Raw genomic sequence first — 19,468 nt, forward strand, 5'->3', positions numbered from 1 at the left:
TCATGCAAACATCCAATTTTTCATACCTAGCATCTGAATTTCCAATTCTTTATAATATCGGGCAATCGGCTGAATTCAACCTCTATCAGGATCCAGTAACTAGCTTGTGGAAGTTGCGACAATTCGGTGAAAGGGTTAGCGAATTGCTTTTTGAATTGCATCACCTGGACTTTCCTTACGACAATTCCTTTCACGGCAGATTGAAGACTTTGGAGTATGAAAATGTACTGCCCTCCCAAGTAAAAGACCTCCTGCATACCATTAAGCATAAAGGGAATAAAGCTGTTCATGATAACAAAGGATCCTTAGAAGATGCCAAAGGTTTGCTTTTTTCCACTTTCAAAATCGCGAAGTGGTTTTACCAAACCTATTCCGATGAAAATGATGACCTGAGTACCGTGAAGTTTCACTTGCCGGAAAATAAGGATGCGAGACATGCATTGCATGTACTGGAACAGGAATATGCGGACTTGCAAGTGAAGTTTGAGAAACTGCTCAATGAAAGAAGCATATCAGAACTTCCAAAAGAAAAACAGCAGGAAATCCAGACCCGCTCACAGAAAGCTGCCCGAAAGATAGAAATGTCAGAGGCGGAAACACGCTTGCTGATAGACGAGCAACTCCGAGCTGCGGGTTGGGAAGTAGATACGCAACAGCTCAATTTCAAAAAGAACAAATCCCTGCCTCAACGAGGCAAGAATCTAGCCATTGCCGAATGGCCCTGTGGCAGCAAATGGGCCGATTACGCATTATTCATAGGCTTTGACCTGTATGGAATTGTTGAGGCCAAGAAATATGCAGCCGATATTTCCACTGACTTGAGCCAATCCAAAATCTATGCGGAATTGGTAGAGACCAAACACGAGGCAGCGCTCTTGGGAGAATGGCAGGGTTACAAGGTACCTTTTTTATTTTCTACCAATGGAAGACCTTACCTGGAACAGATCAAAACCAAAAGCGGGGTTTGGTTCTTGGATGTGAGAAATACCCACGGGCGATCCAAAGCCCTGCAAGGCTGGTACAGTCCAGAGGGTTTGGTCAAGTTGTTAGAAAAAGACCTGCAAGCCTCCGAAGAAAAATTGAAAAGCGAGACGGTGGACTTTTTGGAAAGTGCAACGGGCTTATGGTTGAGAAAATATCAGGTTCAGGCCATTCAGGAACTGGAAAAAGTCTTGTTAAACGAACCACATCGCTCCAGGTCTTTGATTACCATGGCTACGGGAACAGGTAAAACCCGAACCATCATCGGTCTCTGTTACCGCCTGATTCAGTCTAATCGCTTTCAAAGAATCCTGTTTCTAGTAGATCGGACATTGCTTGCGGAGCAGGCTATGAATGCCTTCAAAGACAACAAAATCATTGGCCTCAATACTTTTGCTGAAATCTATGGAATCAAAGAATTGGGCGAGAAGATGCCTGAACTCGATACCCGTCTCCATTTTGCGACCGTGCAGGGAATGGTCAAGCGAGTATTTTACAGCGAAGAAAACCAAGTGCCACCTGTAGACCAATACGATTGCATCATCATCGATGAAGCGCATAGAGGATACTTGATGGATCGGGAAATGGACGAGGAAGAATTGGATTTCAAGGATCAGCGGGATTATGTAAGCAAATACCGCATGGTTTTGGATTACTTTGACGCCTTTGCCATCGGGCTGACCGCCACGCCGGCATTGCATACCACGGAGATTTTTGGCCCTGCGGTCTATACCTACTCCTATCGGGAGGCGGTGATCGATGGCTATTTGATAGACCACGAACCGCCATACATCATCAAAACTGAACTGGGTGAAGAAGGGATTACTTGGGAAAAAGGCGCCAAACCTAAAGCTTTGGATCGAGAGAATAACCAAATCGTGGAATTGGAAACCCTGGAAGACGAACTGAAAATCGACATTGCTGGATTCAATAGAAAAGTTATCACGGAGGGTTTTAACCGAACCGTTATCCAATATTTGGTACAGGAATTAGACCCCGATGGAGAGGAGAAAACCTTGGTTTTTGCCGCGACCGATGAACATGCCGATATGGTGGTACAATACCTGAAAGAAGAATTTGCGGCTATTGGTGTGGAGGTGGGCGATGATGCTATAAAAAAGATTACAGGACGTACACATGATCCTAAAGAACAATTGAAGCGCTTCAAAAATGAAAAGTATCCCAATATTGCTGTAACAGTTGACCTGCTGACCACAGGGATCGATGTGCCGGCTATCTGCAACTTGGTCTTTATCCGAAGAATCAAATCCAGAATCCTCTACGAACAAATGCTTGGCCGTGCCACCCGCCGCTGTGATGAAATCGGCAAGGAAGTATTTAAGATTTATGATGCGGTGAAGATTTACGAAACTTTGGAGGACTTTACCCAAATGAAACCCGTGGTAGCCAATCCCAAAGTCAGCTTTCAACAATTGGTGGAAGAATTGAAAGACATCACGCAGGGTGAACGGGCGAAGAGGCAAGTGGATCAATTGGTTGCCAAGATACAACGGAAGAAGAAATACATCGAAGGGGAATACGAGGAAAAGTTTGCCTACAATACCAAAGGAGCGGAACCTGATGCATTTATCGAGGCCCTGAGAAATCTGGAAACACCCGCTGCTGTTGAAAAAATCATGGAGGTCTCCAGTCTGTGGAAGTTTCTCGATGAACTGAAAGCCGATGTGAGTTTACCCTTGGTATCTGAACATGAGGATAAATTCTTGGGAATCGAGCGGGGCTATGGTAAAGCCAAAAAGCCCGAAGATTACCTGGACAACTTCGCGCTCTTTATCCAAGAAAATCAAAATAAAATTGAAGCTTTGAAGATCGTCTGTAGTCGTCCTACCGAATTGGATCGCAAGGCTTTGAAGGAACTGATGCTGGCATTGGATCAGGAAGGCTACAATGCCCCTACCCTCAATGCAGCATGGAAAGCTGCCAAAAATGAAGATATTGCAGCGGATATCATTTCCTACATTCGCACACTTTCTCTGGGGAGTTCGCTGATCAGCCATGAAGATCGGGTCAAAAAATCCGTAGACAGCATCCGAGGGATGAAAACTTGGAACAAAACCCAGCTCAAATGGATAGACCGTTTTGAAAAGCAACTGCTTAAGGAAACAGTTCTTCGAAAAGAAGACTTGGACGAAGATCCCTTTGATGAAGCCGGAGGGTTCGAACGACTCAATAGGATTTTTGAGGAGCAACTGGAGGAAGTGATCGCCCAAATCAACCAAAATTTATACGCTTAAGCAAGTATTATGAGTGCTGAACAAATAGCCAAGAAACTGTGGGATTTATGTAACGTACTTCGTGATGACGGAGTGACCTATCACCAGTATTTGAATGAACTGACGTACATTCTCTTCCTGAGATTGTCTGAGGTGAAAAAGTTCGATCAGGACATTCCCGAAAAGTACCGATGGACCAACCTGAAATCCATCAAGGATAACAAGGAGCTTTTTGATACCTACAGGGACTTGCTTGCTAATTTGGGCACACTATCCACCAATGCCGCCATTACAGAAATCTATACCAATGCCTCCACCACCCTTCGTAAGCCTGTCAACCTGCGTACGCTGATCACCAATATCGATCAGATCGACTGGTTTGAGGATGAGGAGCAAGATAAGATCGCCAGTATCTATGAGGAATTGTTGGAAAAAAATGCGGGAGAGAAAAAGAGCGGTGCAGGGCAGTATTTTACCCCAAGACCTTTGATCAATGTGATGGTGGAATTGCTCGCTCCCAAAATCGGAGAGCGATGGAATGACCCGGCAGCAGGAACTTTTGGTTTTATGATCGCGGCGGATGAATACCTTAAGCGCAAGTATGACGATTACTACGCTCTCAGTCAAACAGAGCGGAATTTCCAGATTCACGAGGCCTTTTCAGGCTGCGAACTCGTACAGGATGCCCATAGACTGGCTTTGATGAATGCCAAGCTGCATGGCTTGGAAAGCCCAATCGCTATGGGAGATACCTTGACCGAATTGGGGAAAAGTTTTAAAAACTACGATGGGGTTCTTGCCAATCCCCCCTTCGGTACCAAGCAGGGCGGAGAGCGCCCCACTCGAGATGACTTTACCATCAACACGTCCAACAAGCAGCTCAACTTCCTGATGCATATCTACCGCTCCCTGAGAAGGGATACGGGTACGGCAAGGGCAGCAGTGGTACTGCCTGATAACGTACTCTTTGAAGATAACGATGGTCAGAAAATCCGCCGTGACTTGATGGAAAAATGCGACCTGCATACCGTGCTACGCTTGCCAACAGGAATTTTCTATGCAGCAGGTGTGAAGACCAATGTGCTGTTCTTTACCCGAGGCAAAAAAGAAACCGACAATACCCAGCGGGTATGGATTTACGATATGCGTACCAATGCCCCGAGTTATGGGAAGCGCACCCCTTTTACCAGAGATGCCTTTGCGGATTTTGTAAAAGCTTATACTGGAGGAATGGGACTGGAAGCCGTGAAAGACAGCTACGATGGCAGCATAGACGATGCCAAGCGTCAAGCCATTCAAGACCCCAGATGGCAGGTCTTTACCCGGGAGCAGATCGCTGCCAAAAACGATTCCTTGGACATTGGCCTGATTGAAGATGAAAACATCAGCAAAAATTCAGACTTGGGCCAGCCCTTGGACATTGCGAAGCAGGCAGCCGCGGAATTGGATGCCATTAAAAAAGAGTTGGACCAGATAATTGGGTTGTTAGGATGATGGAGGAAAAGTTACCGAAAGGATGGAGTTCCAATTCACTTAAAGACCTTTTAAGCTTTGTGATTGGAGGAGATTGGGGCAAAGATCCAAATGATATCTCTGATGAGGATTATATCCCAGTAGCAGTAATAAGGGGAAGTGAAATTAAAAACTGGAGAAAAGACAAAGGCAGTACTGCCTCAATTAGGGTTATCAAACAGAATAGTTTGAAAAAAAGAAACCTGATTGAGGGAGATATATTAATTGAAATTAGTGGAGGAGGGCCTGATCAGCCAGTAGGTAGAGTTATTCTAATTGATGAGGATACACTCTCCCAGAATAGCGACCTTCCAAAAATTGGAACGAATTTCCTTAGACTACTTCGGGCTAATCAAAAATTGATAAACGCTTCTTTTTTAAATTATTATCTATCTTTCTTTTACATAACTGGAAAAATAGTAGAATACCAAGGAGGAAGTAATAATTTAAGAAACTTGAAATACAAGGAATTTGAAAAAATTCAAATTCCATACCCGTCCCTTCCCGAACAGCAGCGGATCGTAGCCAAATTGGATACCTTGTTTGGGCATTTGGATTGGGTACGGGAGAAGTTGGACTGGATACCAGCCTTGCTGAAAAACTTCCGTCAGCAGGTCCTGACCCAAGCGGTGACGGGGGAGTTGACGAAGGAGAAAATGAAAATTGTTCCTTTGGGCGAATATCTTGAAGATATAAAATATGGGACTTCAAAGAAATCAGAATATAAAGTTGAAGGTGTGCCAATTTTAAGAATTCCAAATATTGATGTAGACAAAGGAGTAATTTCAATTTCAAATATGAAATATTCCAAATTAGACGAGAAAGAATATGAAAAATTGAAGCTAAGAGAAGGAGATATTCTAATTATTAGATCAAATGGTAGTGTATCACTTGTTGGACAATCTGCAATTATCCAAGAAAAAGAAATAGATTTTGCTTATGCAGGATATTTAGTAAGATTAAGATCTGTAGATGATTTACTTCCAAAATTTCTTAACTACATATTGAAAAGCAATTTTTTAAGGAGTCAAATAGTAGAAACTTCTAGGTCAACCAGTGGGGTCAATAACATAAATACCACCGAAATCAAATCATTGAGAATTCCCTTAACTAGTGTTGAAAATCAAAGAGCAATAATTGATAGAATAGAGATGCTATTCAACCTTGCCGACAAAATCGAATCCAAATATGCCTCTTTGAAAGCCAAGATTGATCAGTTGCCACAGGCGATTTTGGCGAAGGCATTTCGGGGGGAGTTGGTGGAGCAGGAAGTAAAGAGGTATGAGGTGGTGGAGAGAGAAGGGTTGATGGCGGCGGAGGGTAAAGAAAGGTATGGAATCGAGTAAATTATTTAAACGGTTTGTAAAAAATTAACCTATTGCTTAATTTTGACGTGAAAAGAAAAGCAGAACTAATAAAGATTTCGGAAAATGGCAAAAAGGCCTTTTACTTGGATAAAGATAATTCCAAGGAAATAATGGCTTTTTTGCAAGCCGATACTGCTAATCTTAAGAAGTTCAATACTGCTTTAGAGTTGATTTTAAACCACCGAGCCCCAAGGGATATTTACGATAAAGAAAATTTTGAAAATGGATGCGAACATGTCACGGCCATAAAATTGTTTAAAGGAAAGAAAAATCCCCGAATTTACTGTCAGCAGTTTACTGATGGTGAAACGGAACGATTTGTAATCATCGGTGTTGAGCTTCTAGAAAAGAAGAAGTCTCAAAAACTTACAGCAGCAGAAAAAAGTATCATTAGAAGAGTTGCGAAATACGAATACGATTTAACCCAAACAACATGACGAACTCAATCAAACAAGAATGGGATGCACTTTTTAACAGTATATCACAAGAAGATCTCATCGCCTCCAAGGCCAATGTATTGGCTATGCAGTTTTTAGGATTGGTTGACCAAAAAATGGAGGAGCAAAATATCAGTAAGAAAGTACTTGCTCAAAAAATCGGAACTTCGGCTTCTTTTATCACTCAAATGTTTAGAGGAGATAGAAAACCCAACTGGAATATTTTGGCCAAAATGTCTATGGAACTTGGTTTGGAGTTCAAGGTTATGACAGAGGAAAAGATTAATGAAAGAGTTTCTGAGGAGTTGATGGCATACCATCAGCGTTGGACCAAGTCCCAAGAATACCTTAAGTTAAAAGATCAAGTCACCAATCCTCAAATTGTAATGGCGGTAAGTCATGCTGATAAGGATGTAATAGCGATGGCAGGATGAAAGCTAAATTTTCACCATTACAGTTATTGGATTTCAAGTTATTGGAATCGCATGTTGAGTTTGTAATTCCGAAGGAGTCAGAAATTGATGTCAAGGAATTATTTCAATCCTATTCAGTGGATATTGATTTTAGACTCCGGGAAAATGAAAAGACGAATGAAATCCTACTTTTCACCACTATTGAGGTCAATGAAGATGTTGAAAAATCTCTTCCCGGGTATAAAATTATGGTAGAAGGAGGCGGTACGTTTCGTATTCAAAACCCGCAAGCCCTTGAAGAGAATCTCAAAAACAACCTGATCCAATTCTCCACCCTGAACATGATGATCAATAATCTCCGGAACATCATTTATCAAATTACAAACTTGGGGCCTATGGGCGGGTATTTATTGCCTCCGATTGATATCACACAGTTATTGAGGGATAAGGCGGGGGAAGGAAAGCAGGAGGAGTAATTTTATTCCATTTTGGTTCTAGCCCAACCATATGCATATTCCAAAATACAATTTGATATCTCTATCATCACCAATACCGCTTCAATTCTATGTAGATCAGAAACGGTTTTCGAATCATACTTTGATATATAAGTTCCTACAGTTGAGGTTTCTAAATCTACATCTACTATTGGATTGAAAATATGCTTGGAACTAAAATGGATATATCCTGAGGTATTGATGTAAATCTCTTTTATCCAAGGGAATTCTTCAGATGCTTTGTTTCTTAAATACCAGTCATTAAGCCCTTGTTTTGGGTTTTCTTTATGAAAGAACTCTTCCACTTTTTTCCCTTTCATTACCTCGTTGGCAAAATCGTGAGGGTCTTCTACGAGCCATGCGGCATACAGCCTAAAGAAGGTGTCCAAATATGGCCTTACTAGATGGGAGGCGGCTAAATAGTTTTTTGAGTCCATCAATACCAAAAATCCTTCAATTAATGAAAGGGCCCTGGAATAAGCCCCATTCAAATAATAATCCAAATGAAACAAACCTTTACCAGAAACTTGGCTGACATGAAACATCAATAAAAATCTTTGTTCATAGCTTTTTAAAATCTCTTTGAAGACAAAAAGAAATTGTGGCAACTCTTCATCCTTGTAGTCTCCGGGAACTCCTAAGTCTTTTATTAAAAATGGTGTCCAAAAAGCAAAGCTTTCTGGTTTAACAATTTTATTTGATTGGATTAAGAATCCATGAGAAGTTTTATCATCGCTTTCCAAAAACTGTCCTAAGATCCATTTTCTGGAATCGGTAATTTTTTCATTAGATAGGATTACTATTTGTCCAATCTCAGGGAGCTCTGATTGTATTTCTCTCCAGTTTAGCATATAGTTAGAGTTTAGTAAAAACATCAACCATCAACTTCAATTCATTCAAAATCGGTGTGAGCAAATCTTCTGTGTCTTTACTGATGATCAGACTGTATCAGGCGGATTAGTTATAACCCTAGCAATTAGCATTTTAATCATCATAAAAGCCCTGTATTTTTCATTAATAAGGGATTGATCTTAAAAAATTGTATTATTAGGTATTGAAAGATCTGCTTGTATGATTCCACTAGTTAAATCAGTTACATTTGTTGAGGAGCTTGTATACCAAAACAGCGCTCCGATGGTCTTTTTATGTGATGATTTTGAGACGTATTATTGCAAATCAAAACTGGATAATCAAGACCATGATTTTTTAGTCTATGAGTTGATAGGAAGCCGATTAGCCAACTATTTTGGAATAGCTACACCAGCTATTGCATGGGTTGAATTTGATATGGAGTCCATAGGTCCAAACTTTTTTCAAAAAAATTATACTTTAGAACATGGAGACATCTTGTTTGGCTCAAAGTTTATTGGACCCAATGACCACCTAGACAAAACTGGTAAGTTTAATATTAAAAACGTGAAACAGTTTTCTAAGTTGGTCAATCCAGAGGACCTGTTGAAAATTACAATAATGGATGTTCATTTAAACAATACGGATCGAAACGATGAAAATTACAATCTGCTGATTCAGACAGAAGAAAGAAAGTATTATGCCATTGACCACGCGGAAATATTTGGTGGGCCTGCATTGAAAGAAAGGTTTACCCCTAAAGGAGAACCCGTTTTAGGACAGAAATTACTCAGTGCTTATTTATTGAAAAATGTTCTCAAATACCTATCTTTCCAAAAAATCGATGAAATTGTAGAAAAATACTTTGCTAGCTGCAATATTCAACTAGCTAATGAAATTGGATTAGTATTTGATTCATTACCAGATTCTTGGACTGTAAGTGAAGGTTTGAAAACCAGAGTCCTGGAATATACATTAGATGAAAACAGATTAAATTTAATCAAGTTATTGATAGCAAAAAGGTTCCACGAATTGAAAAAAAAGAAATGAAAAATCTCGTTGTCCCTATATCTATTAAGTTAAACTCGCTTACGGGTGATGTAATTACTATTGGTTTGTTGGCTTTTAATGAACGTGATACCTTCTTTAATTTTTCTTATGAAAAACTAAAAATGGCCAAACACTTTTTGGACAATAGCTCAATGACTTATATTGAACATGCACTAATAGGAATGGGTGAGTCTTTTTTAAAGGATACCGATAGGGATGGGCTTGCTTTTGCAAGGACGGTTCTCAATGAAAAGTATATCGATTATTTATCTAAATATTCTAGGGGACTCTTAAAAATCGGTGAACCTAAAGGATTTGCCTTGCCACTCGATGAGGACACCTTTTTGAAAGCATTCAAATCCTTCGTTGGGGCAGATCCAGGAAAAAAATCGGTAAATGCCCCATTTAGCATGAGAAGAGAAATGACAAATTTTCTGAAAAAAGAGGCATTTGAAAAAATTGACACTTTGTATACAATTAATCCCTCCATTATCCCAGGAATCTATGCGCCTCACAAATTAGACTTTATTGGGATCAATGGTAGCCCCTATGCAGGTCTAGCCGTTGATTTCACTAAAGAGGAAGGTGAAGTTGATAAAACGATACTAACTTTTAGATATATAGCAAATGGATTGGCGGTTAGGGCAAGTAAATTTGGTATGGGTTTGGGAAAATATGAACTTTATTTCAACATTCCTGAGTCTAAAGAAAATAAGAGGCTGTTGGATATGGCCAGAAAAGATAACACCAAAGGTTTTGAAATGATTGAATTTGAAAAAACTGATCGTATTATTAAGTATATTGAAAGTAATGATTTTAGGAAGTTTTCTGAATCTGAATTAGCAAGTGCCTAAATAATCACCAAAAATCTAAACTCCAAGATATAAACGTACAATAATAGAATATGCTTCAACAAGCCATGGAATATTTTATTTTATTTTCATGGAACAGAAAATCTAAGATTGATTTCAGAAAATTACCTCAAGCTATTGGATTACCAAGGAATGGAGCACTCCAATAGCTTTTCCCAGCTTTTGTTCTGGGCCTTAGCGGAGGAGTAAATCAGCATTAGTAAGGCAGCTGACTTATAAATAAGAAATTGATGGACGCATAAAAAAAATACTAGTCTTCGTTAATTTTAGTTAACCGCCCACCGCCTTTTTAAGAATTTACCTAGTTTTAAGGTATGCATTCTATTTTTAAGTACAAATCCTTTTGTGTTAATCTCATTTTAGCGGGATCAATCTTGTGCTCTTCCTGCAAAAATGAATCTGCTCCAGAAAAAACAGTAGCTTTAAATTATTCCATCGACACAGTCCTCATCGACTCCAAAAATGAAATCTTGTTTTTACAACGCGACCTGTATACATCGGATTATTCTGAGTACGATGGGATGCTATATAATCTCAACGACCGAACTAATCAAATTGAACAAATTAATCTCGACAACTTAACATTAGAAAAGACGGTCCCCTTTGAAAAAGAAGGCCCCAACGGCACAGGGTTTTGGACTTCTGATCTTCAAGCGATATCCAAGAACGCAATTTTTCTAGGCGGTGAACGGTCCGGAATTTACAATCTCCAAGGAGAGTTGCTACACAGATTCGATTGGAATGCTGTCCCCAAAGAAAAGGGGGGAATATTGGATGAAGAGCGGGTATTTTATCAAGTGGCAAATCCAAACTTCCCACAAGAAGTCTTTGCTATAGTTGTATATGATTTCGCTAACTCAGTCACCTTACGGCAATTGGATAGCTCAAGCGAAACCATCAAATCCTACAACATAGACCCTCAAGAGAATTATAAAACCTATACGCTTGGTGACTTGAGTAACTACAACAAGTGGGACCCGAGGATTTATCTTAAAAGTATTGAAGACCACATTATAGTCTCCCACGAATATTCAAATGATTTTTATATAGTATTTCCGGCAAAAGATTCTGTGGTATCCACCCATTACAACTCTCCTCTTCTCCCTTCTAAGGTGTCACCTACAACGGAAGGTGATTTGATAAATTCTTTAGAAGATCGAAAAAATGCGCTCCGCAACTATCGGAATCAAATCACTTATGGGCCAATCGTTTTTGATAAGACGAATGAGCGCTATGTGAGATTAGCTGCATCCATTCAATATGGAGATCAAGAACGGGAAAGGTATATACTTCCAGAAATAAAAAACAGCATGCTATACCTTTCAATTTTTGATGAAAACTTCAACCATTTACTAGATCAAGAAATCCCAGAAATCGCCAAAACAGGAATACCAAAGTATTTTATGAGAGAAGGTGCCTTGTGGATGTATGTCAATATAGAGGATGAACTAGGATTTATACGTATTTGGCTATAACTATGAAATAATTCTCTCGAATTTTAACATTAACTATTATCCTTTTTCTTCACTTGCTTTTCCTTCAATTTCGCCTCATCCTCACCTGTAATTGTGCTGCGTAATCCCGAAAAAATCAATTGCCACCAATAGTTAAAAATGGACTTATGAGGTTGTCGTAGAAAATAGACCTCACCTTCTCGCAACTTTCCTTTTTTACTGGGGTTGGAATCCCGGATAACTAGCTTATTGGCCAAAAAGGACCCAATTCTCCTCCATAGATTATTATCGACTTGAAAATCCTGATTGAGCAACTGAAGTTCCAAATCATCAAAACGGGCAATCAAATCACCTGTTCCCTCATATTCGTTTCCTGCAATATTAAAATCCAAGCGCTGAACAAAACCCGAACGGATACTAGCTTTGGCTTCAGGTTCAATAATATTATTCAATGATGTCAAAGGCTGATTTCTGAGTGTACCTCTCATGGTAAATCGTCCATCGGGATGGACCAAATCATAACGGATTACTGCATTTAAAGTACCCTGTCCCATGAGTTTGGCATTGGCATCCAAAGTCAACCAATGATTGTCTCCTCTTTTTTCTGGAATGTTGGAGATATTTTGGATAGAACCATTAAGTTCCGAAAAAAACAGGCTTCCAGACCTCGGGGCTGCATTATCAGGACGCTCTTCGATGATGATTTTCCCATCTGCTATCTGCACATGTTCGATATGAAAAGGCTGTGAAAGTTCGGATAACACCGCATGAATCAATTGAGGTCTTTTTTGAAGATTTTCTTTTTTCCTTTTATCCAAGAAAGCTTCCAAAATCAAACCCTTAATTTTCATAGTATCGACTTCAATGATGCTTTCTTTGAAGAACTTATTGAAATTAAAACCTTCCAAATCAAGCGCCAGAGAATCCAATTGTATCCAGGCCTTTCGCTCATTAAATAAGCCTGTGTATTCATATTTGCCTAACTTGTGCAGTAAACCTGCATACCCAATTGTGAAAAATTGCTCCCTTGTATCCAACTCAATTGCATTAGCAACCACATATTGTCGGTAATCATCGAAATGAAGCTCGATACCTTCGATCGTTCCATGGATATCCTCTACAGAAAATATTGACTTGGGATTTTCCAAATCTTCCTTCGTAAGCTGAAATTGACGGATGCGCAAATCCAAATCTACCAATGCTAATCGTATGGAATCTATTTCATTATTATATGCACGAATGGAGAGGTCTTGCAAATCAAAAAAATCGACTTGAATCAATTCGTAGTCTTTTGGACCATCCCTTTTTGGTTTTTTTTCGGCTTGCTGGGATTGGGTGGCTGCAATCAGGGAATCCAATGGAGGCGTAAACGATCGGATAGAAACTCCATGCAACAACGCTGTATCCACTTGAATACTATTTTCCAACAAAAAAGCCCTCCACTTAAATCCGGAGACTTGAAGTTTTTGAATATCTGCCAAAACAACTGTCCTTCCCGCTTCCAGCTCCTCTGATTGACCGATGTGGATACTATCAATTGTCAAGTAGGTACCCGAGTAATTGTAATCCAACACAATCTTCCCGAAACTGATTTCATGGCCATAAAATGTATTGGTTCGCGTAATCATGTTGGTCACAATCCTATTGGCATTGTTATTCAAATACCAATTGATCAACCAAGGAATTCCCCTTGCTGCAAAACCTACGAGCAGCAATAAAGAAATGATAAAAATGAGCAGGTTACGCTTCATATAAGAATAAGTGTTCTAAGATAACTAAAAAATGGACATTGATTGATATTTGGATAATAGGATATTAAGTGCCCTATCAAAAAACCTTGCGCTCGTTGCGAAAACCGTAGCGGGCGTGGCGTGAATTTATTTGAGGTGAAATAAGATGGAAATAAAGTAGAAATAAATGGAAATAAGGTGGAAATAGGTTGAAATAGATATTTATAGATACTTGGATGACTTATCACAACTCTCGATATTCAGATATTAGGGGCGTTTTGAAGAAGCTGAACATTTTTAATGAATTATTATTTTGCACTATAGCAGTGCGTTTTTACGGTTTAAATTCACTATTACAGTGCAGAAGTCTAACCGCAGAGGACACAAAGGTTGGCGCAGAGGACGCAGAGCTGGTAGAAAAACTTAGCGCTCGTTGCGAAAAACGTGGCGAGCGTTACGTGAACTTTTTAACGTGAAATAAAGTAGAAATAAGATTGAAATATTGGATGGTAGTGTCCATCCCAATTTTGCGTCAGCAAAAAAAATCTGTGTTAATCTGTGAATATCCTATTTCTAATCTGTGTTAAAAAAATCACCTGGAAGCCCCTCAAAATATCAGGGCTACGCCCCTCTAGTTCACAACGTTCTTAATTTCTACGAAGACCACAGGACTAACGCCCCTTTTGTTACTTCTTCAAAGCAGGTTCGTGGCAAATGAAACCGCAGAGGACACAAAGGTTAGCGCAGAGGACGCAGAGTTGGTGGCAAGACTTTGGGTACTTTGCGTGACCTTGGCATCTTTGCGGTTAAAGAAATAAAGTTAAAATAATTGGAAATAGTGGGTTGTGATTCCAAATCCCAATTTTATGTCAGAAAAAAATACCGTGAAACCCCATCAAACGGGCAAAAGAATCGTATAAGTCTTGCCTTTGGATACGTTGAGTTGGGTGGAGCGGAGCCATGGGTTGTGGATTTTTAGGTCCTTGAAACTGCTTCCGTGTTTCATCGCCCAATCGGCTAGGTTTGGGATGGAATTTTGTACCTGCAAGGCTCTCAATGTAGGTAACTCATACAACTCCTCCTTGGGAAGTTCAAACCCGTAGCGCTCAGGGTTTTCAAAAAGCTCTTTAAATGCAACTATCCTAAAAATGTAGCGACTTGTCTCCTCATTGAGCCATAAGTCGTAATAATTGTTGTGACGCTGCTCATTCTTTCGCTTGGAAAGCCCCGAAATCCCCATATTGTAACTCGCAGCCACAGAAGTCCAATTACCAAAACTGGCATAAGCCTTTTTCAAATACCTGCACGCGGCAACAGTAGCCTTTTCGAGGTGATAGCGTTCGTCTACATCTTTACTGACTTCGAGATTATACTCTTTGGCTGTTGCATCCATAAACTGCCAAAATCCCCTAGCACCGGCTGGCGACACCACATTCAGCAAACCTGATTCAGCCATCGCGAGGTATTTGAAGTCCTCAGGAACTCCCTGTTCTTTCAAAATCTTTTCAATGGTTGGCAGAAATTTATTGGCGCGTTTCATCAACAGTATCGCATTGGACTCCCAATAGGCATTCACATAGATCTCCCGCTCAAAGCGTTCCCGCACCTCAGGATCCTTGAGCGGAAGCTCTTCCCCTGCAAATGAAACCTTCTCAGGCAAAGCAAACACCTTCACCCGATTTTGTGGAATTTCTATACGAATTTCCTGTCCATCGCTGGTATTGACAGTAACTTGCGATCGATCAACTGCCTCTTGCAATAGCTTAAACTGAAAAAGCACTACCCCTACGAGTAGTGCGATCAAGGAATAAATCACTATAAGATGAAAACGCTGCAAGCTTAATAGTTTGGCGTCAGTAAATACTTGGAATAGAAATCATCAATCACTTTCACTGCTTCCGTAGCATCATCTACCACATAAAACAAATCCAAATCCGGCTCAGAAATGTATTTATAATCTTCCAAAAGGGTCTTCTTAATCCAGTCAATCAATCCCCCCCAGAACTCTCTTCCTACCAATACGATTGGGAAACGGCCGATTTTGATGGTTTGGATCAAGGTCAATGCTTCGAATAATTCATCCAATGTTCCGAATCCACCAGGCAACACGACAAATCCTTGGGAATATTTCGTAAACATCACTTTTCGCACAAAGAAGTAATCAAACATGATCATCTTGTCCGGGTCAATGTAGATATTTCCTTTGGCTTCAAAAGGTAACTTGATACACAAACCAACGGACTTACCATTCTCTGAATTGGCACCCTTATTGGCGGCTTCCATAATACCTGGGCCACCACCAGTGATAACACCATATCCATGGCGCACCAATTTAGCCGAAATCTCTTCTGCCATGAGGTAATGCGGATGGTCTGCTGGCGTACGTGCCGAACCAAATACCGATACGCAAGGACCAATTTTGCCAAGCTTTTCAAAACCCTCTACAAATTCGCTGATTACCTTAAAAATTACCCAAGAGTCCTGACTCTTGATTTCATTCCAATCACGCTCTTTGAACGCTTTACGTATTTTTTCTTCTCTCTTCTCCTCAAAATTCTCAAATCTGCTACTCATAAATATATTTTTTAAAATCAAATGTATAAAAATTCCTTGAATTCGTTGAAAGCTCCATCTATTGACGGATTATTGAACGATTTTAGTTTTTGAAAGTTTGAATTTAGAGGTTTTTGAATTAAAGAAAAACCCGAATAAAAGCTAAGAAGAATTTTTTTATCACTTTTAGTTATCTAGGTAGGTCTTCCTTTTCGCATATAGTCTCTCGATCCGAAGTTTCACTGACTTTCACTTAATCTTCATCTCTTATATGTCTATCTTTCCACCCTAATCTGCTTCTTGGTTAAACCATTCCTGTTTAGGATATGAAGGTAATAGAACCCATTTTTGAGCCGACTGACATCCATACGGAATACAGGGTCTGAACTCTTTCCATCATATAGCCTTGATCCGTGAATATCGTAGAGAATGACCTCATAAGGCTCTACTTCTTTCTGGATGATTTTGCCCTCCTCAGGATCCACAAAGGAAAGTGTGAGTTCATCGGAAGCAGGGTTTGGATAGACAACCTGAATCGGACAAGAACTGCATCCTCCACCGCCAGGGGTTACATACAGAAGGGAAGCCCCGCCGTTGCCACAAGGATTGTTACCCATGGCTTGTACATATCCCGAAGGATCTCCAACCTGCGCTACCATCTGAGTGAGGTTTTGACCAGACCAAAAAGACCAGGGCTGTAAACAACCGAAGCAGTAAGGTAAGACCCAACTCATAGAGGTGGCACCGGAGGGCATGGAAGACACCATATAGGTGGCCAGACTGCCTGTGGAAGGGTTGGTATTTCCAATAATGGACCCAGGAGTGTTAGGCCTTCCAACCCAGAATGATTTGTTTACCTGAGTAGTTCCACACGTCCCTGTCAAATTAAACGTTAATGTCGCATAGCCGGAGGCACCAGTTGCAGGAGTAAGATTAGCTGTTGTGCCTGCACCTGATCCTGAATTACTTGTAAATAAATTAGACGGTGTTGCTACCCATGTGGCAGAAACTCCATTAGGGGGTATTCCGCTCAGACTGTAAGTACCAGCAGAACACAAATAATCTCCTCCCTCAATGTGAGTATTTAATCCAAAAACACTGTAAGCCATCACAGCATTGGAAGGACTTGCAGGGTAATATCCCAATGACTGGCCGGAAGTAGTCCAAAGTTCATAAACATAAGTCCTAAGGGTAACATGGGTAGATGTCAAAGAACCGGGAACCACTTCCGTAAACCCTTCTCCGAAATTGGGGTTTCTCATGTTCCATCCGTTGGAACCAATTCCTCTGCCCCAGATACCCACTATATTACAAAAAGTGGTTGGAACGGGAACTTGTTTTCTTACTTCATGCCTCTTTGTCAGATATGTGCCGGAAGAAAGGTTAGGATGGGCATTCAGTAGAATAATCGAATAATTTCCCGTAACGCTATGAACCGTACCACCTGATGTAGTCAAATGTTGCAATTCGTTGTCCCTGGCCATTTCCAGCGCAGTTCCTGAATTGAGCCTACCATGACCGTGCTGAATCGTGAATTCTTGACCTCCCATATCAAGAACCTTGTCTGCTGTTAATCGAATGATCTGCATGATATCATCATTGGTATAATGGGGTCTAAATCCTTTTAACAGAGAAGCAGTGGCACTGACCAAAGGGGCCGCAAATGACGTACCTGTATTTGTTTGGCTTCCGTTACTTAGCCCTGTAGTAAAAATGTTGGTTCCCGGTGCCACCACATCAATATGGTCACCAAAGGTCGAGGACCCATTCCTCATATCGGTATTGGTCGTGTTTCCAACAGCCATGACATTGGGATAGGCCCCGGGATATCTTGTCTCTTGTATCCACGTATTCCCCGTAGTTGCCACGGAAACACGGTTCATCTTATATGCATAGGCAAAAGACATCGCCAGAGTATTGCTTTGGGTTTCGCCGCTCCAGCTATGGTTCAGTATCTGTGAACCACTTGAAATTGCTTCGGTCACTTTTTGTGATACAACAGCATCACCCTGATAGGTGGTGAGATTAAAAATTCTTTTGGATAGTATTTGGGCATTCCAGTCTAGGCCTCGGCCTAAATTTCCGTTATTTGCTATTGCAGCAGCTACACCGGCGACACCGGTGCCATGTCCCGATCCGAAAACATCTAAATCCCCCGTTGCTTTGTTTTGGAATTCTGTATGGCTGATTTCCACTCCGGTATCAAAAATGGAAATTTTCATACTAGGACTTCCTGTAAATACTGCCCATGCACCTTCTGCATTGACATCGGCCCCGGCTGTTCCCCCGCCTACCCCGGTATTATTAAGGTGCCATTGTGTTCCATTCAGGTATTGAGGATCATTGTCAAGTACTGCATTTTGTGTATGACGTTCCGAAAAAACTACTGATGGCTCTTTCTGCAATCTTTCCAAGGCCTTGTCAATTTCTTGTCCTTTGTTGAAATAGAGAATGAAAACCCTATGGAAATCTGGCATTCTGACCTGCTCACCATAATCGTTGAAGACAATTTTCCGTTCGTCTTCCCATTCGGGGAATGCTTTTGATATCCCTGCAGGATTTATTTCCCTTAGCGCATTGAGAAGACTTTGGGCCTTAATGACAGCCTTCCCTATATCGACCCTTGTTTTGGCCAAGGGGTCCAGTTCCAGGGAATCCGGTAAAATAAATACCAGTATTTCATTTTCCGGTTGATTGGCCTCCTGTCCATAGGAAGCTTGACCAAAATTCAGCCCCGTCCAAAGGGCCAAAAAAAGAATGATTTGAATGAGTTTTGACATGGGATTAGATTGTTAAGGGGTTAAAAATTGATTTTCAAAAGTGAGTTGGAATGATTGGTTACTGACCAAATCCAATATATGTAGTCTACCGTTGCCTACATTTGAATTGGTATAGACTATTTTACTACTATCCGGTGACCAATCTGCCGAATGAGCATTTAGAATTAGTATTTGTGGCTTTTCATTATCCTTCTTTTTTAAAAAGATGTTTGAGGATAGGGGGTGACTTATAATTGAGGAAAAAAGAAATGAATCATTGGATTTATTAAATTTAAAATTTCCGTTTGAGAGAAATTCTGGAGAATTCAATGTTGTGATGAATTTATTGACTTTACTCGTAACATTATAATGGAACAAAGAGTCTCCTAAAACATTCCCATTGTTTTCAACCCATTTTTTTCGATAGATAAAAAGCATTTGAGAAGAATGGAAATTGGCATCCATTCCATATGGTATAATAAATTCAGAAGGTTTTCCAAGTTCCTTCATCCATATCCCACAAGGTAAGCCCGAACAAACAGTTTGATGATACACAAGTTTAGATTCAACAGGACTCCAATCAGGGAAAAAATTTCTCCCTTCGAAGGTCAGTTGTTCTGATCTGTCACCTTCCAATTCGGTGATCCAGATTTGGGCACCAAGGGAATAAGCAAGCCATTTGGAATCAGGGCTCCAGGCAGGATTTTGTCCACCGGGTATCCAAAAAGTGTTTTCACTGCCATCAGGCCTAATCCTGTAAATC

Annotated in this window: 15 protein-coding genes; 9 read left to right on the plus strand and 6 right to left on the minus strand. The window is 40.4% G+C overall.

What is annotated here, in order from left to right; genetic code table 11:
* The first annotated feature begins 2 nt into the window (after positions 1-2).
* The 6 genes from hsdR (at position 3) to ACXIUD_RS17255 (ending at position 7,420) form a co-directional block, all read left to right on the plus strand.
* Positions 3-3,236, plus strand: a complete 3,234-nt coding sequence (gene hsdR, locus ACXIUD_RS17230; RefSeq protein ID WP_458053887.1) for a type I restriction-modification system endonuclease — start codon at positions 3-5, stop codon at positions 3,234-3,236.
* Between the two features lie 9 nt (positions 3,237-3,245).
* Positions 3,246-4,709: an N-6 DNA methylase gene (locus ACXIUD_RS17235; RefSeq protein WP_458053888.1), complete on the plus strand. Its 1,464-nt coding sequence runs from the start codon at positions 3,246-3,248 to the stop codon at positions 4,707-4,709.
* On the plus strand, positions 4,706-6,073 hold the full coding sequence (locus tag ACXIUD_RS17240) for a restriction endonuclease subunit S (RefSeq protein WP_458053889.1): 1,368 nt from the start codon (positions 4,706-4,708) through the stop codon (positions 6,071-6,073). Before ACXIUD_RS17235 ends, ACXIUD_RS17240 begins: the two co-directional genes overlap by 4 nt.
* A gap of 104 nt (positions 6,074-6,177) precedes the next feature.
* The gene (locus ACXIUD_RS17245; protein ID WP_458053890.1) at positions 6,178-6,531 is read left to right on the plus strand and encodes a hypothetical protein; all 354 of its coding nucleotides are present in this window, start codon (positions 6,178-6,180) and stop codon (positions 6,529-6,531) included.
* Complete coding sequence (locus ACXIUD_RS17250; protein ID WP_458053891.1) at positions 6,528-6,965, plus strand: helix-turn-helix domain-containing protein; 438 nt, start codon at positions 6,528-6,530, stop codon at positions 6,963-6,965. The genes ACXIUD_RS17245 and ACXIUD_RS17250 overlap by 4 nt, the downstream gene beginning before the upstream one ends.
* Positions 6,962-7,420, plus strand: coding sequence for a preprotein translocase subunit SecB (locus tag ACXIUD_RS17255; protein ID WP_458053892.1), 459 nt, complete (start codon positions 6,962-6,964; stop codon positions 7,418-7,420). The genes ACXIUD_RS17250 and ACXIUD_RS17255 overlap by 4 nt, the downstream gene beginning before the upstream one ends.
* A 2-nt stretch (positions 7,421-7,422) precedes the next feature.
* Here ACXIUD_RS17255 and ACXIUD_RS17260 read toward each other — a convergent pair whose 3' ends face one another.
* On the minus strand, positions 7,423-8,289 hold the full coding sequence (locus tag ACXIUD_RS17260; protein WP_458053893.1) for a hypothetical protein: 867 nt from the start codon (positions 8,287-8,289) through the stop codon (positions 7,423-7,425).
* A gap of 220 nt (positions 8,290-8,509) precedes the next feature.
* Between ACXIUD_RS17260 and ACXIUD_RS17265 the strand changes: the two genes are divergently transcribed.
* The 3 genes from ACXIUD_RS17265 (at position 8,510) to ACXIUD_RS17275 (ending at position 11,684) form a co-directional block, all read left to right on the plus strand.
* Positions 8,510-9,337, plus strand: coding sequence for a HipA family kinase (locus tag ACXIUD_RS17265; protein ID WP_458053894.1), 828 nt, complete (start codon positions 8,510-8,512; stop codon positions 9,335-9,337).
* Positions 9,334-10,191, plus strand: a complete 858-nt coding sequence (locus ACXIUD_RS17270) for a hypothetical protein (RefSeq protein ID WP_458053895.1) — start codon at positions 9,334-9,336, stop codon at positions 10,189-10,191. The genes ACXIUD_RS17265 and ACXIUD_RS17270 overlap by 4 nt, the downstream gene beginning before the upstream one ends.
* A gap of 392 nt (positions 10,192-10,583) precedes the next feature.
* Positions 10,584-11,684 (plus strand): DUF4221 family protein, encoded by a 1,101-nt coding sequence (locus tag ACXIUD_RS17275; protein WP_458053896.1) that lies wholly within the window; start codon positions 10,584-10,586, stop codon positions 11,682-11,684.
* 29 nt (positions 11,685-11,713) lie between these two features.
* Here the strand turns inward: ACXIUD_RS17275 and ACXIUD_RS17280 are convergent, their stop codons facing one another.
* The 5 genes from ACXIUD_RS17280 to ACXIUD_RS17300 form a co-directional block, all read right to left on the minus strand.
* Positions 11,714-13,414, minus strand: coding sequence for a hypothetical protein (locus tag ACXIUD_RS17280; protein ID WP_458053897.1), 1,701 nt, complete (start codon positions 13,412-13,414; stop codon positions 11,714-11,716).
* Positions 13,415-14,288: 874 nt separating this feature from the next.
* Entirely contained in the window at positions 14,289-15,230 is a 942-nt protein-coding gene (locus ACXIUD_RS17285; protein WP_458053898.1) for a lytic transglycosylase domain-containing protein, read from the minus strand.
* Between the two features lie 2 nt (positions 15,231-15,232).
* Entirely contained in the window at positions 15,233-15,967 is a 735-nt protein-coding gene (locus ACXIUD_RS17290) for an LOG family protein (protein ID WP_458053899.1), read from the minus strand.
* Positions 15,968-16,221: 254 nt separating this feature from the next.
* Positions 16,222-18,726: a S8 family serine peptidase gene (locus ACXIUD_RS17295; RefSeq protein ID WP_458053900.1), complete on the minus strand. Its 2,505-nt coding sequence runs from the start codon at positions 18,724-18,726 to the stop codon at positions 16,222-16,224.
* Between the two features lie 12 nt (positions 18,727-18,738).
* Positions 18,739-19,468: hypothetical protein (locus ACXIUD_RS17300; protein ID WP_458053901.1), on the minus strand; the 730-nt coding region annotated here is incomplete at its 5' end.

The sequence above is a fragment of the Mongoliitalea sp. genome, from assembly GCF_054166905.1.